The 18939-nt window shown below is 44.3% G+C and carries 15 protein-coding genes; 8 read left to right on the top strand and 7 right to left on the bottom strand.

Annotation, left to right across the window (positions count from 1 at the left end):
• Positions 1–105: 105 nt before the first annotated feature.
• Positions 106–1794 (bottom strand): bifunctional UDP-sugar hydrolase/5'-nucleotidase UshA, encoded by a 1689-nt coding sequence (ushA, locus tag KI742_RS17185; RefSeq protein WP_017634888.1) that lies wholly within the window; start codon positions 1792–1794, stop codon positions 106–108.
• Between the two features lie 752 nt (positions 1795–2546).
• Here ushA and KI742_RS17190 point away from each other — a divergent pair.
• A complete protein-coding gene (locus tag KI742_RS17190) occupies positions 2547–3062 on the top strand; it encodes a GNAT family N-acetyltransferase (protein ID WP_017634886.1) in 516 nt (171 codons plus the stop codon).
• A 147-nt stretch (positions 3063–3209) separates the two neighbouring features.
• Here the strand turns inward: KI742_RS17190 and rplY are convergent, their stop codons facing one another.
• The 5 genes from rplY to KI742_RS17215 form a co-directional block, all read right to left on the bottom strand.
• The gene (gene rplY, locus KI742_RS17195; protein WP_005378066.1) at positions 3210–3488 is read right to left on the bottom strand and encodes a 50S ribosomal protein L25; all 279 of its coding nucleotides are present in this window, start codon (positions 3486–3488) and stop codon (positions 3210–3212) included.
• A gap of 284 nt (positions 3489–3772) precedes the next feature.
• A complete protein-coding gene (locus KI742_RS17200) occupies positions 3773–5122 on the bottom strand; it encodes an ATP-binding protein (RefSeq protein ID WP_285384791.1) in 1350 nt (449 codons plus the stop codon).
• A complete protein-coding gene (locus KI742_RS17205; RefSeq protein ID WP_005378073.1) occupies positions 5112–5771 on the bottom strand; it encodes a response regulator transcription factor in 660 nt (219 codons plus the stop codon). Before KI742_RS17205 ends, KI742_RS17200 begins: the two co-directional genes overlap by 11 nt.
• Before the next feature lie 76 nt (positions 5772–5847).
• Positions 5848–6273: a PepSY domain-containing protein gene (locus KI742_RS17210; RefSeq protein WP_025766855.1), complete on the bottom strand. Its 426-nt coding sequence runs from the start codon at positions 6271–6273 to the stop codon at positions 5848–5850.
• A gap of 95 nt (positions 6274–6368) precedes the next feature.
• Positions 6369–8120, bottom strand: a complete 1752-nt coding sequence (locus KI742_RS17215) for a DEAD/DEAH box helicase (RefSeq protein WP_285384792.1) — start codon at positions 8118–8120, stop codon at positions 6369–6371.
• Positions 8121–8241: 121 nt separating this feature from the next.
• Between KI742_RS17215 and rsuA the strand changes: the two genes are divergently transcribed.
• From rsuA to KI742_RS17230, 3 genes are all read left to right on the top strand, one after another.
• Positions 8242–8943, top strand: a complete 702-nt coding sequence (gene rsuA / locus KI742_RS17220) for a 16S rRNA pseudouridine(516) synthase RsuA (RefSeq protein ID WP_285384793.1) — start codon at positions 8242–8244, stop codon at positions 8941–8943.
• A gap of 437 nt (positions 8944–9380) precedes the next feature.
• Positions 9381–10583 (top strand): Bcr/CflA family multidrug efflux MFS transporter, encoded by a 1203-nt coding sequence (locus KI742_RS17225; protein WP_017820848.1) that lies wholly within the window; start codon positions 9381–9383, stop codon positions 10581–10583.
• Positions 10583–11245, top strand: a complete 663-nt coding sequence (locus KI742_RS17230) for a DUF2913 family protein (RefSeq protein ID WP_005378053.1) — start codon at positions 10583–10585, stop codon at positions 11243–11245. The genes KI742_RS17225 and KI742_RS17230 overlap by 1 nt, the downstream gene beginning before the upstream one ends.
• Before the next feature lie 30 nt (positions 11246–11275).
• On the opposite strand, the gene KI742_RS17235 is transcribed toward KI742_RS17230, so the two are convergent.
• Positions 11276–12727, bottom strand: a complete 1452-nt coding sequence (locus KI742_RS17235; RefSeq protein WP_064353822.1) for a DUF2867 domain-containing protein — start codon at positions 12725–12727, stop codon at positions 11276–11278.
• A gap of 94 nt (positions 12728–12821) precedes the next feature.
• Here KI742_RS17235 and KI742_RS17240 point away from each other — a divergent pair, with 94 nt between their 5' ends.
• The 4 genes from KI742_RS17240 to KI742_RS17255 all read left to right on the top strand — a co-directional run bounded on the left by KI742_RS17240 (position 12822) and on the right by KI742_RS17255 (position 18615).
• Positions 12822–14198 (top strand): MATE family efflux transporter, encoded by a 1377-nt coding sequence (locus tag KI742_RS17240; RefSeq protein WP_104979009.1) that lies wholly within the window; start codon positions 12822–12824, stop codon positions 14196–14198.
• Between the two features lie 187 nt (positions 14199–14385).
• Positions 14386–15057, top strand: coding sequence for an ABC transporter ATP-binding protein (locus KI742_RS17245; RefSeq protein ID WP_005378040.1), 672 nt, complete (start codon positions 14386–14388; stop codon positions 15055–15057).
• Entirely contained in the window at positions 15038–17491 is a 2454-nt protein-coding gene (locus KI742_RS17250) for an ABC transporter permease (RefSeq protein WP_005378038.1), read from the top strand. Before KI742_RS17245 ends, KI742_RS17250 begins: the two co-directional genes overlap by 20 nt.
• Positions 17491–18615, top strand: a complete 1125-nt coding sequence (locus KI742_RS17255) for a lipocalin-like domain-containing protein (protein ID WP_025766852.1) — start codon at positions 17491–17493, stop codon at positions 18613–18615. The genes KI742_RS17250 and KI742_RS17255 overlap by 1 nt, the downstream gene beginning before the upstream one ends.
• Positions 18616–18939 lie beyond the last annotated feature (324 nt).

Below are 18939 nucleotides of genomic sequence, written 5' to 3' on the forward strand. Positions count from 1 at the left end.
TTAGGGCTGAAAATAAAAAACCGAAGCACAAAGCTTCGGTTTTAAGGAAAGCCCTGACGAAATTGCTTGTAAAAGCTCTTAGTGCCAGGGGTAAGGTGTTGAGTATTAGCTACCAGATGCAGGACAGCCTTTTACTGGTTGGCCATTACTGAAGTACTTGATGTTCTCTAAGTTCTTGTTGTAGTTATCCGCAGAGATTTGTGGGTTGTTTACGAAGAACTCGCGCAAAACGTATGCATCGGTTAGCTGTGTAGATTGAACATCGATGATTGGATAGTTATCGCCACCAGCAGCACTGAAGCTGATTACAGAGAATGTGTACGTTGCGTCTAGATCGAAGCCTTTATTGTTAATATCGGTAATGGTTACTGAGCCAGCATCACAATTTACATCTAAAGTGATGTTATCTAGTTGAGCGTAAGCACCAGAGCCTGCAGATTTCGTCGCAACCACATCTAAGTATTCTTTAACTTCTTTACCTGTCATAGTTGCTTTAGTCACGAAGTTACCAAATGGCTGAACCGTTAGTACGTCACGGTAAGTGATATCACCATCTTGGATTGAATCACGCACGCCGCCAGAGTTCATCACACCAAAGTCAGCATTTACCGTTTTGTAAGTACGGTATGCCTCGCCGAGTAGGTGACCTAGGTTAGTTTGTTGAGAGCGAACTACGTTACGATCACCTTCTAACTTACCCGTCGTATTAGAAATCTTCTCATCTAATAACTCTTGACCTTGTTGTTGGTATGGCAGTAGTAACGCTTTTACCGTTGCATCTTGTTGAATTCGTTCACCGATAACTTCATCGTTTTCGTCTAGAAGGTTTACAGGAATCAGTGCGTAATTCGCTAAGTGAAGCTTGCCGTCGTAGTATTCGAAGTCTGCACGACCCACATATTTACCCCACTCATGCGCTTGCATAATCCAAGTGCCTTTTTGTTGGTCTGGGGCACAATCATCCCCAGGTTTGAAATCAGCATACTCATTGGTACCTGGTTCCATACATACAGGGTTTTGCGAGTGACCACCGATGATAGCGTTTAGCTGTCCTTCTTCAAGAGAGCGAGCGAGTTTCACGTCACCTGGTGCTTCACTACCGTTTTTACCATCTTCGTAGTGACCCATGTGCGTCGTTGCAAATACTAGGTCTACCTTTTCGTTCTCTTCGATTTCCTTCAGTACCTTTTTGATTTCTACTTGAGGGTCTTCGAAGTGGATGTTTGATACGTTGTCTGGATTGACTAGCTTCGCAGTGTCTTGCGTTGTTAGACCAATAACAGCGATCTTAAGGCCGTTGATAGTAAATACTTTGTAAGGGTCGAAGTAACGCTCGTTTGTATCTTTTTTATAGATATTCGCAGCCAGCATAGGGAAGTCAGCTAGCTCGGCTTGCATATCGAGAATATCTAGTGAGTTATCAAATTCGTGGTTACCGACAGCCATTGCATCGTAACCAAGTAGGTTCATCCCTACGAAGTCTGGAACCGCATCTTGCATGTCTGATTCTGGTACACCGGTATTAATATCACCGCCAGATAGCAGAATGGTTTCACCGCCTTTTGCTTCGACTTCTGCGCGGATAGATTCGATTAAAGTGTGACGCGCAGCCATGCCGTATTCGCCGTCGCTGTTATGCCAAAAGCGACCATGGTTATCGTTAGTGTGGAGAACGGTGAACTTAGTACAAGAATCTGCAGTCTCGCAGGTTACTGGAGAATTGTCGCTGTCTGAGCCGCATCCTGCTAGCGCAGCGCCCACTGCCACTACCAAAAGAGATTTGGAAAACTTCATAAGGGATCCTTTCTTTGTGATTTTGTTATTGTTACGGCGTGAAATATACGGAATTAATGTGAAACTTTAGTGATCTATCTCTTATTTATACTTCTATCGGAGAAATGAATTAATAAGCCTGCAAACTACGTCTATAAATAAACAGAATTGGTATTTAGTATTTATTTTATATCGCTAGCTCTATTTTTTGTGAGGTAGTTAATTGAATGTGTGTTGTTTGTGTGAATCAATGCGCATTTTTACGAAGTATTACGCTGATTTTGGTGATTATTTTGCCAAGTTTATGTTTTTCCTAATAGGTATGACACAAATCGTTATAAATTTTCGCTCTGATGATGAGGGGTGGCGGTTTGTATGCATAATGAACAGCACAGAGCTTAAACTCATTTGATCATGGCTTTATTCTGCCAAACTCTATCAAAAATTGTATTTATCTCTTTACTATAATTGCGATCGTTTAGAAACCTTATGCTTTAAGCATCGTTTATTTATCCTCATCCGATACCTTATCGTGCTTATTCCGCATTTGACACTCGAGTGTTTAAACAAATAGATTCAACCTAATGAGTCAAAATGAAAAGTAAATAATGGATCGTTCTTCTTCGAATATTATGATGTGAACTATCATTTAATTAATGAAAATGAAATGGATTAATGTAAAGCGTTGCGACTGTAGCCGTTATCTTTGAGCTTTGGTTTAAAGGGTAGGGTTAAAAGAATTTGTAAGTGGTGAACGCTAATAAAGGATGCTTATGAGATACACAGTAAGGGACGCACTCAAAAAGGAAGCAGCCCAAATCGCCAAGATACACGTTGATTCTTGGCAGGTGGCGTATAAAGGATTAATGCCAAAGAGCTACATAGAGCAGTTTACGATTGAGCGTCGAGAAAGGATGTGGGCACGAGTGATGACGGAGCAACTGGCCCAATTGATCGTAGTTGAGAGGCAAGGAGAAATTGTTGGCTTTTTAAGTTACGAGTTACCTAACCACACCAGCGAAGATAAAACGGCATTAGTGACATGTTGCTACGTTACGCCGCTACATTATGGGCAAGGAGCAGGAAGTGCACTGTTAGATGAGTTAGAGACACGTTTGCTCTCTACGTCAGTTATGCAGATCAGTTTGAAAGCACTGGATACTAATCAACAGGGGCTTAACTTTTACAAGAAGTGTGGTTTTGTGCGTACTGGAGAGGAAGAGTCGGAAGTGATTGAGAGTATGACGCTGACCGATCTCACTTTAGTGAAGTATATTGCCCGCTCATAAATCAAATGCTATATGCCAAATATAGTAAAACCCCGGAGGTGGTAAGACTCCGGGGTTTTGAAATTTTTTAGATGTCTCGGTTGGTAAGTCCGATTATCTTTTATGCAAAAGGTTTGGATTTAATCCGATTAATTCCTTGGTAGGGAATTAGATACGGATGAAGTCCATGTGTTCAACTTTTGGCTTGAACGCGTGACGTTGAACGTCTTGTGGCTTAACTTTAACTTCTTTGCCATCGATAACTAGAACGATGCCTTCGTAGAATTCAGGCTTGTCCATTTGGTTTACGATGTCGTCGTGGTTAAGAACGATAGCTACTGCTGCTTCTTCACCGCCGTATACAACTGCAGGGAATTTGCCAGCGTGACGTAGGCGGCGGCTCGCACCTTTACCTAGTTCAGTACGTACTACTGCTTCGAATTTCATAGTATTTACTCTCAAATTAGTAAAAATCAAATGTTCACAATCAACAATGCGACCTTGTTGTTCGTGGTAAAGCTTGAAACAGGAACTGTTCAAGCGAGCGCGGATACTATCATTCCACTTATAAATGGGCAACCCAAATCGTATCCAAATCAACAAAAAGGTATGATTTAGCGGGGTGGAAGGCTATCCCTTTTAACGCTTTGCTTGGATTTTGTTCACATCGACTTCATTTTCATCGGTTTACTAATCATGGTCCGAAGAACAAAGTTTATGTGTTATATGCTTTATGTTCGGCTGAGATGTAAGACTAAAGATGCTTTTAATCCACCTAAAGCGCTTGTATCCAATGTTAATTGACCTCGGTAACTGTGTGCCATTTCACTGACTATGTTTAGACCAAGACCTGAGCCAGGGGTTGTTTCATCCAATCTAACTCCTCTCTTGATTACTTGACTCAGTTTCTCTTTAGGGATGCCTGGCCCATCATCTTCAATAATGATGTGTATATTTTCCTTATCCTGAGAGGAGTGTACACGAATCATGCTGTTGGCCCACTTATAGCCATTTTCTAGCAAGTTACCTAGCATTTCATCGAGATCGGTCTGCTCTACTGCTACATTCAGCTCTGAATCAAGTTCATTAATTAAGGTAATGCTTCGGCTCGCATACACTTTATCAAACGCCATTGAGATAGCATCCACACGATCTGCTGGGTTCGACTTCACTGACAATATGTTCATCGATCCGGCCATACGGGCACGACCCAAATGGTAATCGATATGGTCTTGTATTTGATTTATTGGAGCTCGGAGACGGGATTGTGCCTCAGGTTCTAACGTCTGAACTTCATTTTTTAGAACAGAAAGTGGCGTTTTAAGTGCATGAGATAGGTTACCTGCATGATTGCGAGCTCTCTCTAGTAATTCTTGGTAATGGAACAGTAGAGCGTTGAGGTCGAAGATTAGAGGAGAAATCTCTTTTGGGTAGGTTTCTTCTAGACTCTTTTTATTACCAGACTTCAGCTCGGCTAATTCTTTTTGTAGCTTTGTAAGCGGACTCAATGACCAAGCAATTTGCAGTAAAATGACGGTAAGTACGCCCGCGAATAATAAACCCAAAATAAGCCAAAGTTGGCCGATTAACGTCTGAAGGGTATTTTTAATGGGCTCTTCGTCAATACCAATAATAATGTGAATAGAACCATCGTAATCAGGAAGATACAGCGCTTTTTCTAGCGTAATTAGTTTTTCGCCTCTTGCTCCATACGCATCTTTATCCAAACCTTTGTATTCGATTTTTTTGTCCCACAAAGAACGAGAACGTTCGAGGCTTGCCTCTGTAGAGGCACTCCAATACAAACCACTGTAAGGTCGGTTAAATCGAGGGTCTGATAGCTGAGCTGTGAGTGAAAGATGCCCGGTGTTATCGACTTCTAACTGTGCGGCGACTTCATCCATAAAAATGCTGAGCTGTGAGCGAGTGTCATCAACCATATAGTTGTAGACCTGCGTCGGTATCGTCACACCAGCGGCGAGGATCATTGCCGTTAACCAAACGATCGCCGCTAAAACGAGGCGACTTTTGATACTCAGTCGTTTTATTGCGTTTAACGGTAGCCTGTTTCTATTCGGCATTTAATTGGTATCCCAACCCTCGGACAGTTTTGATGATCTTTGGTGCGATTTTTTTACGAATTCGGCCGATAAAAACTTCGATTGTGTTGGAGTCACGATCAAAGTCTTGTTTGTAAATGTGCTCGACGAGTTCGGTTCGAGAAATCACTTTTTCCGGGTTATGCATAAAGTAAGCGACCACTTTATACTCTAGCGCCGTCAAGCTTACCGCTTGACCTTGCCACATGACTTTAGAAGTGCGTGTATCCAAGCTCAAGTCGCCAATTTGCATCACAGGAGAGGCATTACCAGAGGCTCTTCGCAGCTGTGCACGAATACGAGCGATAAGCTCAACCATTTCAAATGGTTTAGTTAGGTAATCGTCTGCACCTGCGTTTAAGCCTTCAACTCGCTGCGTTAGGGTGTCGCGAGCGCTTAGAATCACGACAGGAGTATTAATGTTTTCATCTCTGATGCCTTTTAGGACGGTAAGACCATCCAGTTTTGGCAAGCCGAGGTCGAGAACAATGGCGTCCCATTCTTCCGAAGTCGCGCGATACAGAGCGTCTATGCCATCTTGGGACAATTCTGGTACCCAGCCGGTACTTTCTAATGTTTCGATGATTTGCTCGCCTAAACGAGGATCATCTTCAACAACAAGTATTTTCATATTGATGATTCTTATTATGTTTGGATTTTTATCGAAGTAAGTTACGCATCGTGTCTGGATTACGCATTAGACAAGTTTAGTTGTTTTGCGGCTTTAACGCTTTGTTAAAGCTGCGACCTTTGATCTCAAGCATTTCCAGCGTGGCGGCGTCGTACTCAACTTTCAGGACGCTATTGTTGTACAGAATTTTCAATTCATACACCCAAGCACCTTCATCTTCTTCAAGCTCGACCTTGATGATGCGGCCGTATAGGTCGTTTTCTACTGCGGCGTAAAGTTCCGAAAATGGTCGTATATATCCTTGTTGAACCGCGCGATAGACCTCATCTTGATCTTCATCGAATTCGATGCGTGTTCCTGGCTTTTCGACATCTTGCACGATGGCGTGGCCATTTTGTGATGTGTACTCGTTGCCATGCTTGGCAAAACTTGGTGCACACATGAATGTCGTGATAAGGCCGAAAAGTAACGCAGAATGTAGAGAAGTCGTTGCTTTATACATAGTCAAACCTTTTCTGGAGCGTTAGCCGCAGTATATCGGAGATAGATGAACAGAGAGTGAATCAGCTAATTAAGTTTTGCCATGTGTTGTCGATGTTATTTCAACTCATCTTCAAAAATTTTATCTCGCAGCTTCCAAAAGCGACCAGATTTTCTAGCAATAACAAACTGAGGCAAACGGAAACGATGTTGATTAGCGACAACGCGTGTCGGTGAAGCCTCTTCAAAAGGGAGATGCTTGTCTGCTAAGTGGGGACGTACGAACTGATCTTTAAACGTTTGTTTTTGTTTTTTGGTACCCAATGACCAAAACTCATGAACTAACGCATTGCCTTCGCCTTGGTATGGTTCACCAGAATACGTCACTTTTAGCTGAGATTTACCATCACTGGACTTAAATACAGATAGGTCCATTTCTGTGCATTCAAAGATTAATGCATCTTTGAGATTAAGGGCTTCTTTTAGCTTTTTATCTGGGTCAACGAGCGTCGCGTCACACTCATGACAAATTCGTGCAGCGATATCGTTGTCCGCACCACATTCACCACAGTATTTGGCACGAAAACGGTAGCCACAGTGTTCACGTTCGCCTGTGTCTTCATCTTCAAAGTAACCTTGGCAACGTCTGCCAAAGTGTTCAACCAAGAAACCGTTACTATCCAACTTACCCCAGAAGTTGTTATTGAATCCGCAAGCCGGGCAAGGAATCGTGATAATTTCACTGTCAGAGTCTGGTTTTGGATCACCGACTTCAGGTTGGTATAAATCGTAGCTGTTGCCTGCGTAATCAAGCACTAAACATTCTGATTTTCCGTCTGATAAGCGTAATCCTCGTCCTACTATCTGCTGGTACAGACTGACTGACTCTGTTGGTCGCAAAATCGCGATTAAATCGACATGCGGCGCATCAAAACCGGTTGTCAGTACCGAAACATTGACCAAGTATTTTATTTGACGATTCTTGAACGCTTGGATGATCGCATCGCGCTCCGGCGTAGGTGTATCACCAATGACGATTTCAGTTTCGCCTTCTGGCAATAAACTGTGTATCTCCTGTGCGTGTCGAACAGTTGCAGCGAAGATCATGACCCCTTGGCGCTCTTTCGCATATTGCATGATTTGCTCAACAATTTGTGGAGTCGCACGTTTGGCTTTATCGATCACCATGTCCATTTCTGCTTCTTTGTAGCGTCCGGTGTTAGCGGGCTTCAGCTGAGAGAAGTCGTAAGACAAAACGGGCGCATCCATCATGCGGGCTGGAGTGAGGAAGTTTTCGTCGAGCAAGTAACGGATCGGCAGTTCGAAAATACAATCGCGGAAGAATCGAGGCTCTTCGGTTCGCACTTGACCTCGGGTGTGATACTGATAAATCCAGCCCATTCCTAAACGATAGGGCGTTGCAGTTAGTCCCAGCACCTTAATGCCAGGGTTCAGTTCTCGTAAGTGAGTTATAACTTTTTGGTAGCTGCTGTTTTTGTCATCTGGCACACGATGGCACTCATCAATAACGAGCAGAGAAAACTGGTTTTTGAACGAATCTAAGTTACGTACGACCGATTGAACCGAAGCAAACACGACTTGCTGGTCAGTTTCTTTTCGTCCCAATCCTGCTGAGAAGATAGAACCTTTTAAACCATAACCTTCATACTTCGCGTGGTTTTGCTCGACCAGTTCTTTTACGTGGGCGAGGACTAACACTCGTCCTTTCGCAAGGCGAGCAAGTTCTGCGATCACCAAGCTTTTCCCGGCACCAGTTGGCAGCACGATCACTGCTGGTGTCGAGTGTTTACGAAAGTAATGAATAACGGCTTTAACCGAGTCGGCTTGATAAGGACGAAGTGTGTACATGAAAATATGTGAAATTGCTCAACTATTCGAACGAGGAACGCTATAATACCTGACTTTTATACCCAAGTGACCTTTAAACCAAGATTTAGAGGTCACTTGGGTATAATTCAATGAGGTATTCATGCGTTTAGATAAATATTTGTGTGACGCTCTGGGTGCAACACGCAAACAGGCAACAAAGATCATCAAAAGTGGAGACATCACCGTTGACGGCGAGGTTCAAAAAAGTGGTGCATTTAAAGTACCTAAAGGTGCGGAAGTGATGTGGGAAGACCGTGTTATTGGTGCTCCTGGTCCTCGTTACATTATGTTGTATAAGCCTGCTGACTTTGTTTGTTCACATGAAGATGGCTACAACCAAACTGCATTCGCATTGCTTGATGAGCCTAAAATTGAAAACCTTCACTTTGCGGGCCGATTAGATGTCGACACAACTGGTTTAGTGTTGATTACGGATGATGGTAAGTGGTCTCACCGTATTACCTCACCTAAGCATAAGTGTGAGAAAACGTACCGTGTTTGGCTCGTCGATGCTATTCAGTCTGATTATGCGGAAAAGCTCGAACAAGGCATCATTTTGCGCAATGAATCAGAAGCAACATTGCCTGCTCGTTTGGAAATCGTGAACGAGGCCGAGAATGAAGTATTGTTAACTATCGTGGAAGGTAAGTATCACCAAGTGAAACGTATGTTCGCGGCGTTAGGAAATAAAGTTGAGTACTTACATCGTGAGCGTATTGGTTCTATCGAACTTGATGAGGCACTAGAACCAGGTGATTATCGCTACCTCACGCAAGAAGAAATTGATTCTATTTGGAATTAATTGTCGGCATGGGAAATTCTTTAGTTCCTAATAGGAACTAGTCTTTTGGTAGGAATTGGCTCAAAATAAATTTTCCTACCAAAATTAGTGCCTAGACAATTCCGGTGTGTTTACTCATCTCAGTGATACGCCTTTGCATTTAGCTGAGGCATGCATACTCTTATTGCAAAGCCTTCGGCTACGGTGAATGGAATGATGGTGTCAACGCCATCATTTTTACTGCATTGTGTTTGTTTCCCATAAACACATTTCGCTTTCACATGCTTTTCTATGTCGAGTTCGTCAAGGTCACACCTTGGTACATATTTGCCCTTATGATTCTCGAACGTTGGATAGAACAGGTTTTTGGCTTCTACATTCAGCGATATAAGAACTGTCCGTTATTTTCACTTTGTTCTGCAAGTATTGACGGTAGGGCTCCAACAAGAGGTAAAAGAATGACAGAAAAAGCTCAAAGTGCTCCGCAATCCCAAATCAGTTTTCTATTGTTTCTGGTACTAGGAGCGATTGGTGCTTTGACGCCTTTGGCGATCGATATGTATTTGCCTGCGATGCCGACAATTGCGAAAGATTTGGGGGTCGCGCCTGGCGCGGTTCAGATTACGTTGACGGCTTATACCGCGGGTTTTGCGATCGGCCAGTTAATTCACGGGCCGCTCGCCGATAGCTTTGGTCGCAGACCTGTGTTGATTTTAGGCGTACTTTTCTTCGGCTTGGCTGCCGTTGTGAGTGCGACAACAAATGGCATTGATGCGCTGACCTATGTACGTACGGCACAAGGTTTTGCTGGCGCGGCAGCGGCGGTCATTATCCAAGCCGTCGTGCGTGACATGTTTGACCGTGAAGACTTTGCACGCGCAATGTCCTTCGTTACTCTGGTCATTACTATTGCGCCGTTGGTGGCACCGATGATCGGTGGCCATCTCGCGATTTGGTTTGGTTGGCGTTCCATTTTTTGGGTACTAGCTATTTTCGCTGTAGTTGTGATTTTTCTCGTACTTTGGAAAATCCCTGAAACGTTACAGCCTGAAAATCGTCAGCCTCTTCGTTTCCGCACGACGCTGAGAAACTACGCCAGATTATGCTCCAATCCTGAAGCGATCGGTTTGATGCTCTCAGGTGCGTTTTCATTTTCCGGAATGTTTGCATTTTTGACGGCGGGTTCGTTTGTTTATATTGATTTATATGGTGTTCGACCAGACCACTTTGGTTACCTATTTGGTTTGAACATTGTGGCGATGATCATCATGACCAGTATTAATGGTCGCTTGGTGAAGAAAGTTGGTTCCCATGCCATGCTTCGTTTTGGGTTGTTCGTGCAACTTTTGGCGGGGATTGGTTTATTCGTAAGTTGGTTAATGGACTTCGGATTATGGGGCATTGTACCTTTTGTTGTGCTGTTTATCGGTACATTGTCGACGATAGGTAGTAACGCGATGGCGCTGCTTTTAAGTGGTTACCCATCAATGGCGGGTACGGCGTCGTCTCTAGCGGGGACATTAAGATTCGGTATCGGTTCATTGGTTGGTGCGCTGGTGGCATCACTGCCCGGGAATGTTGCTTGGCCGATGATCATCGTAATGTTTGCTTGTTCTGTGCTTTCAGCACTGTTTTATTGGACTTTAGGAAGAAAGGCGTAATGTCTAATTACACCAAAGAAATTCAAAACTTGGTTAACTCAGCACTTGAAGAGTTAGATCAAGAGCATCGCTCAGGTAAGTTAGCCAATGCCCCTGTTGCGAATAACCATTATTTAGTGCGTTGGGTAACAAAGGCGCTAAAATCACAACGTTTCGGACGTACGGTAGGCGATGACTTAACGCGTTGGCAAAAAGCAGGTCGCTCAAAGGGGAACGATGCTGGTTTGTTGTTTATCTTCAAGCGTATTTCTGCTTTTTATGCGCAATTCTTCCCTGAAGGTGAAGACTCCAAAGTGTTCAAAGATTCAGATATTGAGTCTTTTCTTGATTTGATGGAGCAAGCAGGCTGGGAAGTCTCGACGTCTGAGCAACTGATTGGGTGCGGCAAAGTACAAATCTTCACTGAAGGTCAAAACTCTTTAGCGTTATGTGCAGACCAATGCGAAAGCTGTTTTGATGGCGAGTTGCTCGTAAAGCCAATGAGTTGGTTTGTACGTGGCAATCATGCTGAGTTTGTTGAGAAAGCAGCGCAAGCGGGCTTTATGGTACATAAGGTAACAGACTACAAATCGATGGTGAAATACCATGGCGAGTACCTTATTTTTCCCGCAAACGAAGGCAACCAGTTAGCCGAAATTCCACTCTCGTTCAAAGCTGACTAAAGTGACATTTTGAGTGTTTAGAAGCCCCTGTTATTGGGGCTTTTTGTTTTCTAAACGGTTTGCTTCTTTCGCGATGGCTTTGACCATGCCTTTAAATATGAAAAGATGGGCTGGCATCATTGCAAACCAATAAAGCAGCCCAAGAAACCCTTGCGGGTGCCACCAGGCGGTAATATCCAGCTCTCGTTCGTCACCGAGATCTTTGATGGTAATTTCTAAACGCCCAAGGCCTGGGCCTTTCATACCAAAAAACAGTGAAAGAAACTGATTATTATCGCAGCGAATCACTTTCCAAGAGTCAATAAAATCACCGACTTTAAGCTCTGGTCCAGGAGGAGAAACGCGAATCGGTTTTCCGCCACCAAAAAAGATATCGAGCCATTCACGTGTACGCCACAAGATGTTGGCAAAGTAATAGCCTTTTTCGCGACTCCCGATCTTTTGCGCCACTTTCCATAATGCTGCCGCTGAGGCTTGGGTTTTAATGCTCGCTCCAGCTTGTTTTGGGTAATAGCCATATCCTGGTTGCCATCGACGAAGCGCTGCGGGTTCAAACCCCCAGACATTACTGCGTACAAATGTGCCTTCATCTTGAATGGTATCAGTTACCGCTTGCTCGTAGCTGATCAGCGTTTGAGGAAATCGTTCTTCAATCGCTTTAGAGTCTGCAATGTAGTCGTGCTCTAAGCCCGCAAGTAATGCTTTACCGATACTAGTTGGCACTGAGGTAACTAAACCTAGCCAGTACGATGCCATTTTCGGAGTAAGTAGCGGGGTCGACCACAACCGATACGGCTTGTTCGTGATTCGGCAAATGACTTTGAACTGCTCGCGGTAGCTAAGTGTATCTGGCCCTCCAACTTCATAAATTTCACTTTCTTCTGGATAGGGGGCTTCTGCTAACTTCAACAAATAGTGGTTGAGATTGGGCAAGGCGATAGGGTTCGCTTTTGAGTCGACCCATTTAGGCGCGATCAAAATAGGTAAGTTGTAGACAAAGTCACGCATGATTTCGAAAGCGGCAGAGCCGGGGCCGATGATAACGCCTGCACGCAATTCAGTTACTGGAATACCAGACTGTCGAATTATTTTTCCCGTGGCTTTACGAGCGGCTAAATGGCGAGAGTTTCCGGTTTGAGGTTGAATGGCACTCAAATAGATAACATGCTCGACGGAGCTTTGTTCCAACGCATATTTGAAGTTCAAAGCAAGGTTTAGTTCGTACTCAACAAAGTCATCACCTTGAGCCATCCCGTGCACGAGAAAAAATACTAAATCAAAATCGTTCACTACAGCCTTCGTGGTCTCTGCGTCAGCCAAGTCGAGATACCTTAACGTTAAATTAGGGTGAGGCTGAGTTCTTGACTCTAAATAATCAATATGTCGCGCCGCTGCTGTGACGGCGTAACCTTTATCTAAAAGTAACGGAAGAAGTTGAGAGCCAATGTAACCCGAGGCGCCTAGCACCAACACCTTTTTCATTATCTGTCCTTTTATCGTTGGTGGAATAAACACCACAGAGTATAATCATGAGACACTTTCCCCATTCTATCAATAAGTTGTCGTTGGAGCGCTTGTGACTTTTCTTTCTCAACTCTCAATACACGCAGATAAAGCATTCTTACGTCGTTTATTTGCAATCGCGTTACCAATTACACTGCAAAGCATGATGTTTTCAAGCCGAAGCCTCGTCGATGTTCTTATGCTTGGTCAACTTGGTGAAGCAGAAATTGCCGCAGTTGGAGTTGCTGCGCGCGCGACTTTCGTCACCACCATTATGTTAGTTGGGGTGACAACGGGTGGTGCATTGTTAACCGCTCAATATTGGGGGGCTGGCGATAAAGTTGGGGTGCGTCGCAGTACCGCTTTAACATGGATGATCGCAATGATGTTTGCTGCGATTGCTGTTGCTTTGTTTGTTGTTTTTCCACAGCCCATCATGAGTTTGACTACCGATTCACAAGAAGTGATTGAGCTGGGGGCCAGCTATCTCATTATTTCGTCGGTTAGCATGTTTGCTGTTGCATGTGTGGCCAGTATGTCGGTGGGCCTAAGGGCGATGCACCAACCAGGCTTAAGCACTTTTTTTAGTGGTATAGGCATTTTATCTAATGTGTTTCTTAACTGGGTTTTAATTTTTGGTCAATTAGGCTTTCCTGCTCTGGGTATTACGGGAGCAGCGATCGCAACGGTAATCAGTGGCGCGATCGAAGTAGGTTGCCTGTTTGGTTATCTATGGTTGAAAAAACACATAATCGCATTTGGTTGGGATGATATACGCGCAGGATTGGTCTTAGATAAAATTACGCGTTTCTTGAGCCTCTCTTTGCCAACCACATTTAACTTCTTGGCGTGGGCTGGTGGGCTGTTTGCTTATCACGCCATCATGGGGCAAGCAGGCGTACAAGGTTTGGCGGCACTTTCCGTAATGACACCTGTTGAGTCGATCGCATTGGCGATGATGATTGGTTTATCGAATGCGGCTGCAGTTCTAGTCGGGAACCAGCTCGGCGCTCGTAATTTTGAACCCGTTTATTATCAAGCATGGGCTACGGTCATTTTGAATGTGCTTATCGCATTTGTGGTCGCCATCTTGTTGATAGTGTCAAATCAATGGATCCTTAATGCGTTTAGTGCACTGACAACAGACACTCGCGAGCTAGCTGAACAGTTTATGGTGATTCTAGCGTTGGGTGTCGTGTTACGCTCGGTGCCGATGATGGCGATTGTTGGTGTATTACGCGCGGGCGGTGATGTTAAGTTTTGTTTGTATCAAGACATCTTGGCGCAGTGGGTGATCGGGATTCCACTCGCAGCATTTGCAGCGATTTATCTCAATTGGGACCCACAATGGGTTTACTTACTCTTTTTGACGGAAGAAGTTGTGAAGTGGGCGATTTGCTTGCCAAGAATGGTTAGCCGAAAATGGATGAAAAACCTGATTGGCCAGTAAGGAGGAACAGAGTTTATTTTGGCTGCAAAAATCTGCTCAAAACGTCAACAAAATTAGCAACAGAAAGTGAATCGAGTTGCATTTGTACTTCCATAGTGTGATCAAGCATTCAAAATACTTTCTACTAACAGGATTTTAGTGTAGATTCTGATCCCAATTTTTAAACACCATCCGAGCGGCATAATCAATGTTAAAACTGTCAGACCTATGTAAAGGCTATGTAGACGGGGGAGAGTTTCACCCTGTATTACAAGGGGCAGAATTAACATTGCAGCAAGGCGACCAAGTTGCTCTGATGGGAGAAAGTGGTTCGGGTAAAAGTACTCTGCTGAATTTAATCGCCGGATTAGATACTGCTGACTCTGGTGAAGTGCAGTTTCCAAATTTTGCTATGCATGAAGCACCGGAGCATTTAAGAACCCTTTATCGCCGCAACAATATTGGGAATATCTTCCAACAATTCAACCTGCTTCCTACACTTAATATTGCCGACAATATTCGTTTTTGTCGTCAGTTAAAAGGTCTGCCGGAAGATAAAGAGTTGTGGCGTCAAATTCTTTCTGCTTTGGACTTAATGCCATTGCTAGGACGTTATCCGGAAGAGGCGTCTGGTGGTCAGCAACAACGTGCGGCGATTGCTCGTGCACTCTATATGGAGCCAAAAATCCTGCTTGCTGATGAGCCAACTGGTAGCCTAGACGAGCGAAACGCAGAAGCCGTAATGCGCTTACTAACGAGTCTCGCTCGCCAACTGGAGTGTACTTTGCTGTTAGTGACGCACAGTGAAAAAGTGGCCGCCCATATGGAAGGAAAGATTCGACTTCAAGGAGGGCAGCTACATGTTATGGCCCGTAGTTAAGGCACTACTCGGTCATTACCGTCGTTACCCTCTACAAATTATTCTTGTCTGGCTGGGATTAACTTTAGGCGTGTCCCTCCTTGTTGGTGTTACTTCTATCAACCAGCATGCAAAACAAAGTTATGCTACTGGGGAAAAGCTTTTCTCCAATCCTTTGCCATACCGAATCCGAACGAAGCACTCTGCCAATAAAATTCCTCAAGGTTTCTATATTCAGTTACGTCGAGCTGGGTTCAACCAATGTGCACCGTTTGACGTGCTTCATCTAGATGCCAAGACCGATATGAGCCTGATGTTGGTGGGGATAGATCCTGTCGCGATGATCCCACTACAACAAGGAAAATCGCTAGGTGAGATGCCTGTTTTATCTCTAATGAAGCCTCCTTATCCTATTCTTGTTAGTCAAGATTTGGCCGCTTACATGAGTTGGCAGGATGGGGACTTCATTGAGATGAATGACGGAAGCCGTCTTGGGCCTATTCAAGTAGATAAGGACAAGATGCTTTCGGGTACTCGGCTGGTTACTGATATATCGTTGTTGCGTATGCTCAAGCGGAGCTCAGGTTTGTCTGCGATTTCTTGTGGTGAAATGCCAGAGGAAAAGCTAATAGCACTGAAAAACATGCTGCCAAACGGAATGACGCTCGTTAGGAATACGCGTACAGAGCTTGAGTCGCTAACTAACGCATTCCATATGAATCTCACCGCGATGGGAATGCTGTCGTTTTTGGTCGGGTTGTTTATTTTTTATCAAGCGATGTCTCTGTCTTTCATCCAGCGACAACGTTTGGTAGGTATTTTGAGACAGACTGGTGTTAACGGAACACAGTTAGCGCAAGCTTTATTACTAGAGTTGTCTTTGCTCGTCTTTATTGCGTGGGCGTGTGGTAACTTTTTTGGCTTGATCTTAGCAAATGAACTTATCCCAGCAGTGTCTTCGAGCCTGAGTGATTTGTATGATGCCAACGTAGGCTTAACCATAGGATGGTCATGGCAATCTAGCTTATACAGTCTAATCATGGCAGCGATGGGTGCGTTGATATCGTGTCTGTGGCCATTAATCCGTTTGTTGAAGTCACAACCAATCCGCCTTTCTTCTCGACTGTCGCTAATGCGATTTGCTGGAAGAGAGTTCTCTTGGCAGGCGCTTGCGGCATGTGCGTTTTGTGTCGCTGCAATAGCGGTATATCAGGCGCCGAAAACACAAGAAACCGGCTTTGCTATTATTGCGCTGATGTTGGTTAGTGTGGCGTTGTTTATGCCATTTATTATGTGGCATATGTTCCAAAGTTTTTCTTATACCATGCGATGGGTTCGTGTCCGTTGGTTTTTTGCTGATGCAGCAGCCAGCATGAGCTATCGCGGTGTGGCTACGATGGCGTTTATGTTAGCGCTGGCGGCAAACATTGGTGTAGAAACAATGGTCGGAAGCTTTCGAGATACAACCGATAAGTGGCTAAATCAGCGATTAGCCGCTGATGTGTACATCTATCCGACCAACAATTCAGCCGCTAGGATGAGCGCATGGCTCCAGAATCAACCTGAGGTGAACTCGGTTTGGTGGCGCTGGGAAAAAGATATGCCGACCGAGCATGGTGCTCTGCAAGTTGTGAGTACGGGCTCTTCTGAAGGTGAGCTAGACTCACTTACCGTCAAGTTAGGTGTCCCAAATTACTGGTATCAACTGCACGCTACCAAGAGCTTAATGGTCAGCGAGTCGATGGCCTTGAAGCTGGATATCCGCCCTGGCGATTTCATTAACTTGCAAGAACCGCTTGGTGGTGATTGGCAAGTCGTAGGCGTTTACTACGATTATGGAAACCCATATAACCAGGTGATGATGTCGCACCGGAATTGGCTGTATGCATTTGCAGGTACGGGTAATGTTGGTCTTGGCGTAGTATTAAAAGATAACGTCAATGGAGAAGGGCTGAAAAATCGCTTAGAGAATGTATTCCGTCTCCCGCAAGATCGTGTGTTTGATAACGGCAATATTTATAGCCAAGCAATGAGAGTGTTTGATCATACCTTTGCGATAGCGGGAACCTTGGGCAATATCACGCTGATTATTGCCGTGTTTGGTTTATTCTTTGCGACGTTGGCAGGAGAGCTTTCACGGCAGCGGCATTTTTCCTTATTAAGGTGCATGGGTGTGTCCGGAAAAGAACTTGTCGTATTAGGTGGTTTGCAGCTATTCGTCTTCGGAGCCATTTCTGCGATTATTGCAGTGCCGCTCGGCTTGGCGCTCGCACATTTGATCGTTGATATTATCATTAAGCAATCATTTGGCTGGTCTCTAGAGCTTCAAACGATTCCATGGGAGTATGCTCAAACCATTGCTTGGGCGATGCTTGCCATCATGGTTGCTGGCGCATTGCCAGTTATTAGAATGATCAAAAGTACACCGATGAAGTCATTAAGGGACGCGTTGTAATGAAAAAAATGGGCTCTAAAAAACGCTTGTTGGTTTCAACGCTCATTGTTGTTACGTTCGCTTTTCTGACTGGGGCTGCTTTTTACTCAACTTTTTGGTTAGAGGCGACAGCAACACGAGAAAGCGAACTTGATTCTATCTTAACGCGTGAAAATCAAACGATTTTCGAGCCTGTACTACCTAATGAGCATGTCTCTTTACCCTCAGACTTTCGCTTTCATCCCGAGTATCAGCATGAATGGTGGCACTACTTTGCGAAACTAAAAGATGAGCAAGGCAAGATCTACAATGTTCAATGGAGCTATTTCAGGGTTGCGACGGACGAGCGAGAAACCAGCGGTTGGCAGAACCCTCAATTGTACATTTCACATGTTGTCGTCAGTCATGGCTCGCATGTATGGAAAGAGCAACGGGTAGCTAGAGGTGGGATAGGCCAAGCTGGTATGATCAATCGTCCTTTCAGGTTATGGATTGATAATTGGACCTGGCGATCACTCGGTGCGACGCCTTTCCCGGGTAACTTGAATGTGAATACTGATACGTTTGGACTTGAGCTCAATACCATGACAAACGGCCCCTTTGTCGTGAATGGAGACAAAGGTTTCCAAGTTAAACATGCGTTGCAATCTGTTGCTTCTTTCAGCTTCAGTGCTCCATTTTTAAAAGTAAAAGGCAGCTTAAGCTTAAATGGTAAGCGATTCTTAGTGACGGGTTCTGCTTGGGCGCAAAAAGAGTGGGGCAGCGGCTTAATTGGTGAGGGGCAACAAGGCTGGGATTGGTTTGTTTTCAATTTAGATGATGGTCGAGCATTAACTGTTAGCCGTTATCGTCACCATGGGCAAACACCGCACGTGTTTGGCACGTTGTCGACACGCTCAGGTAAAGTCATCAACCTCTCAGACGATGATATCAGTATCAAGCCAATGCAAGTGACCAGTTTATCCAATGGAAGAAGGTTACCTTTGCAATGGATTATCAATATTCCGAAGCATCAAATTAATTTGACTACCCGCATTATCAAGTCAGATATGTGGCTACCCTTTGTAATACCTTACTGGGAAGGGCCTACTTTAGCCTCCGGCTCCAATGAGGCTTGGGGCTTTATGCAGCTGACAGGCTATTGAGTTGTGAAGAAAACCACCCCCTACGGGTGGTTTTTTAGTGCGCGAAGCTTCCTAGCTTTTTCTCAAAAGTACGGGGTTATCATGATGGTACAAGCCGTGTTATGCTGATTTTCTCATCATCTTGATAAATATTTGGTGCGACAAAAACAAATACGATCTCCGATCAAAATTGAGTGTCATGTTGGAAAATACGATGTATAGTAAACTTAACATCGAAAAAACCGAAGTTTATACTCTGAAGAAGCGATTATTCTAAAGTTTTCGACAGCTATACACTCTTATCACTCTTTGTTAATCGTTTATCAAGATAATAAATATAAGGAC

It is taken from the genome of Vibrio sp. D417a (genome assembly GCF_030248595.1).
GTDB classification, from domain to species: domain Bacteria; phylum Pseudomonadota; class Gammaproteobacteria; order Enterobacterales; family Vibrionaceae; genus Vibrio; species Vibrio alginolyticus.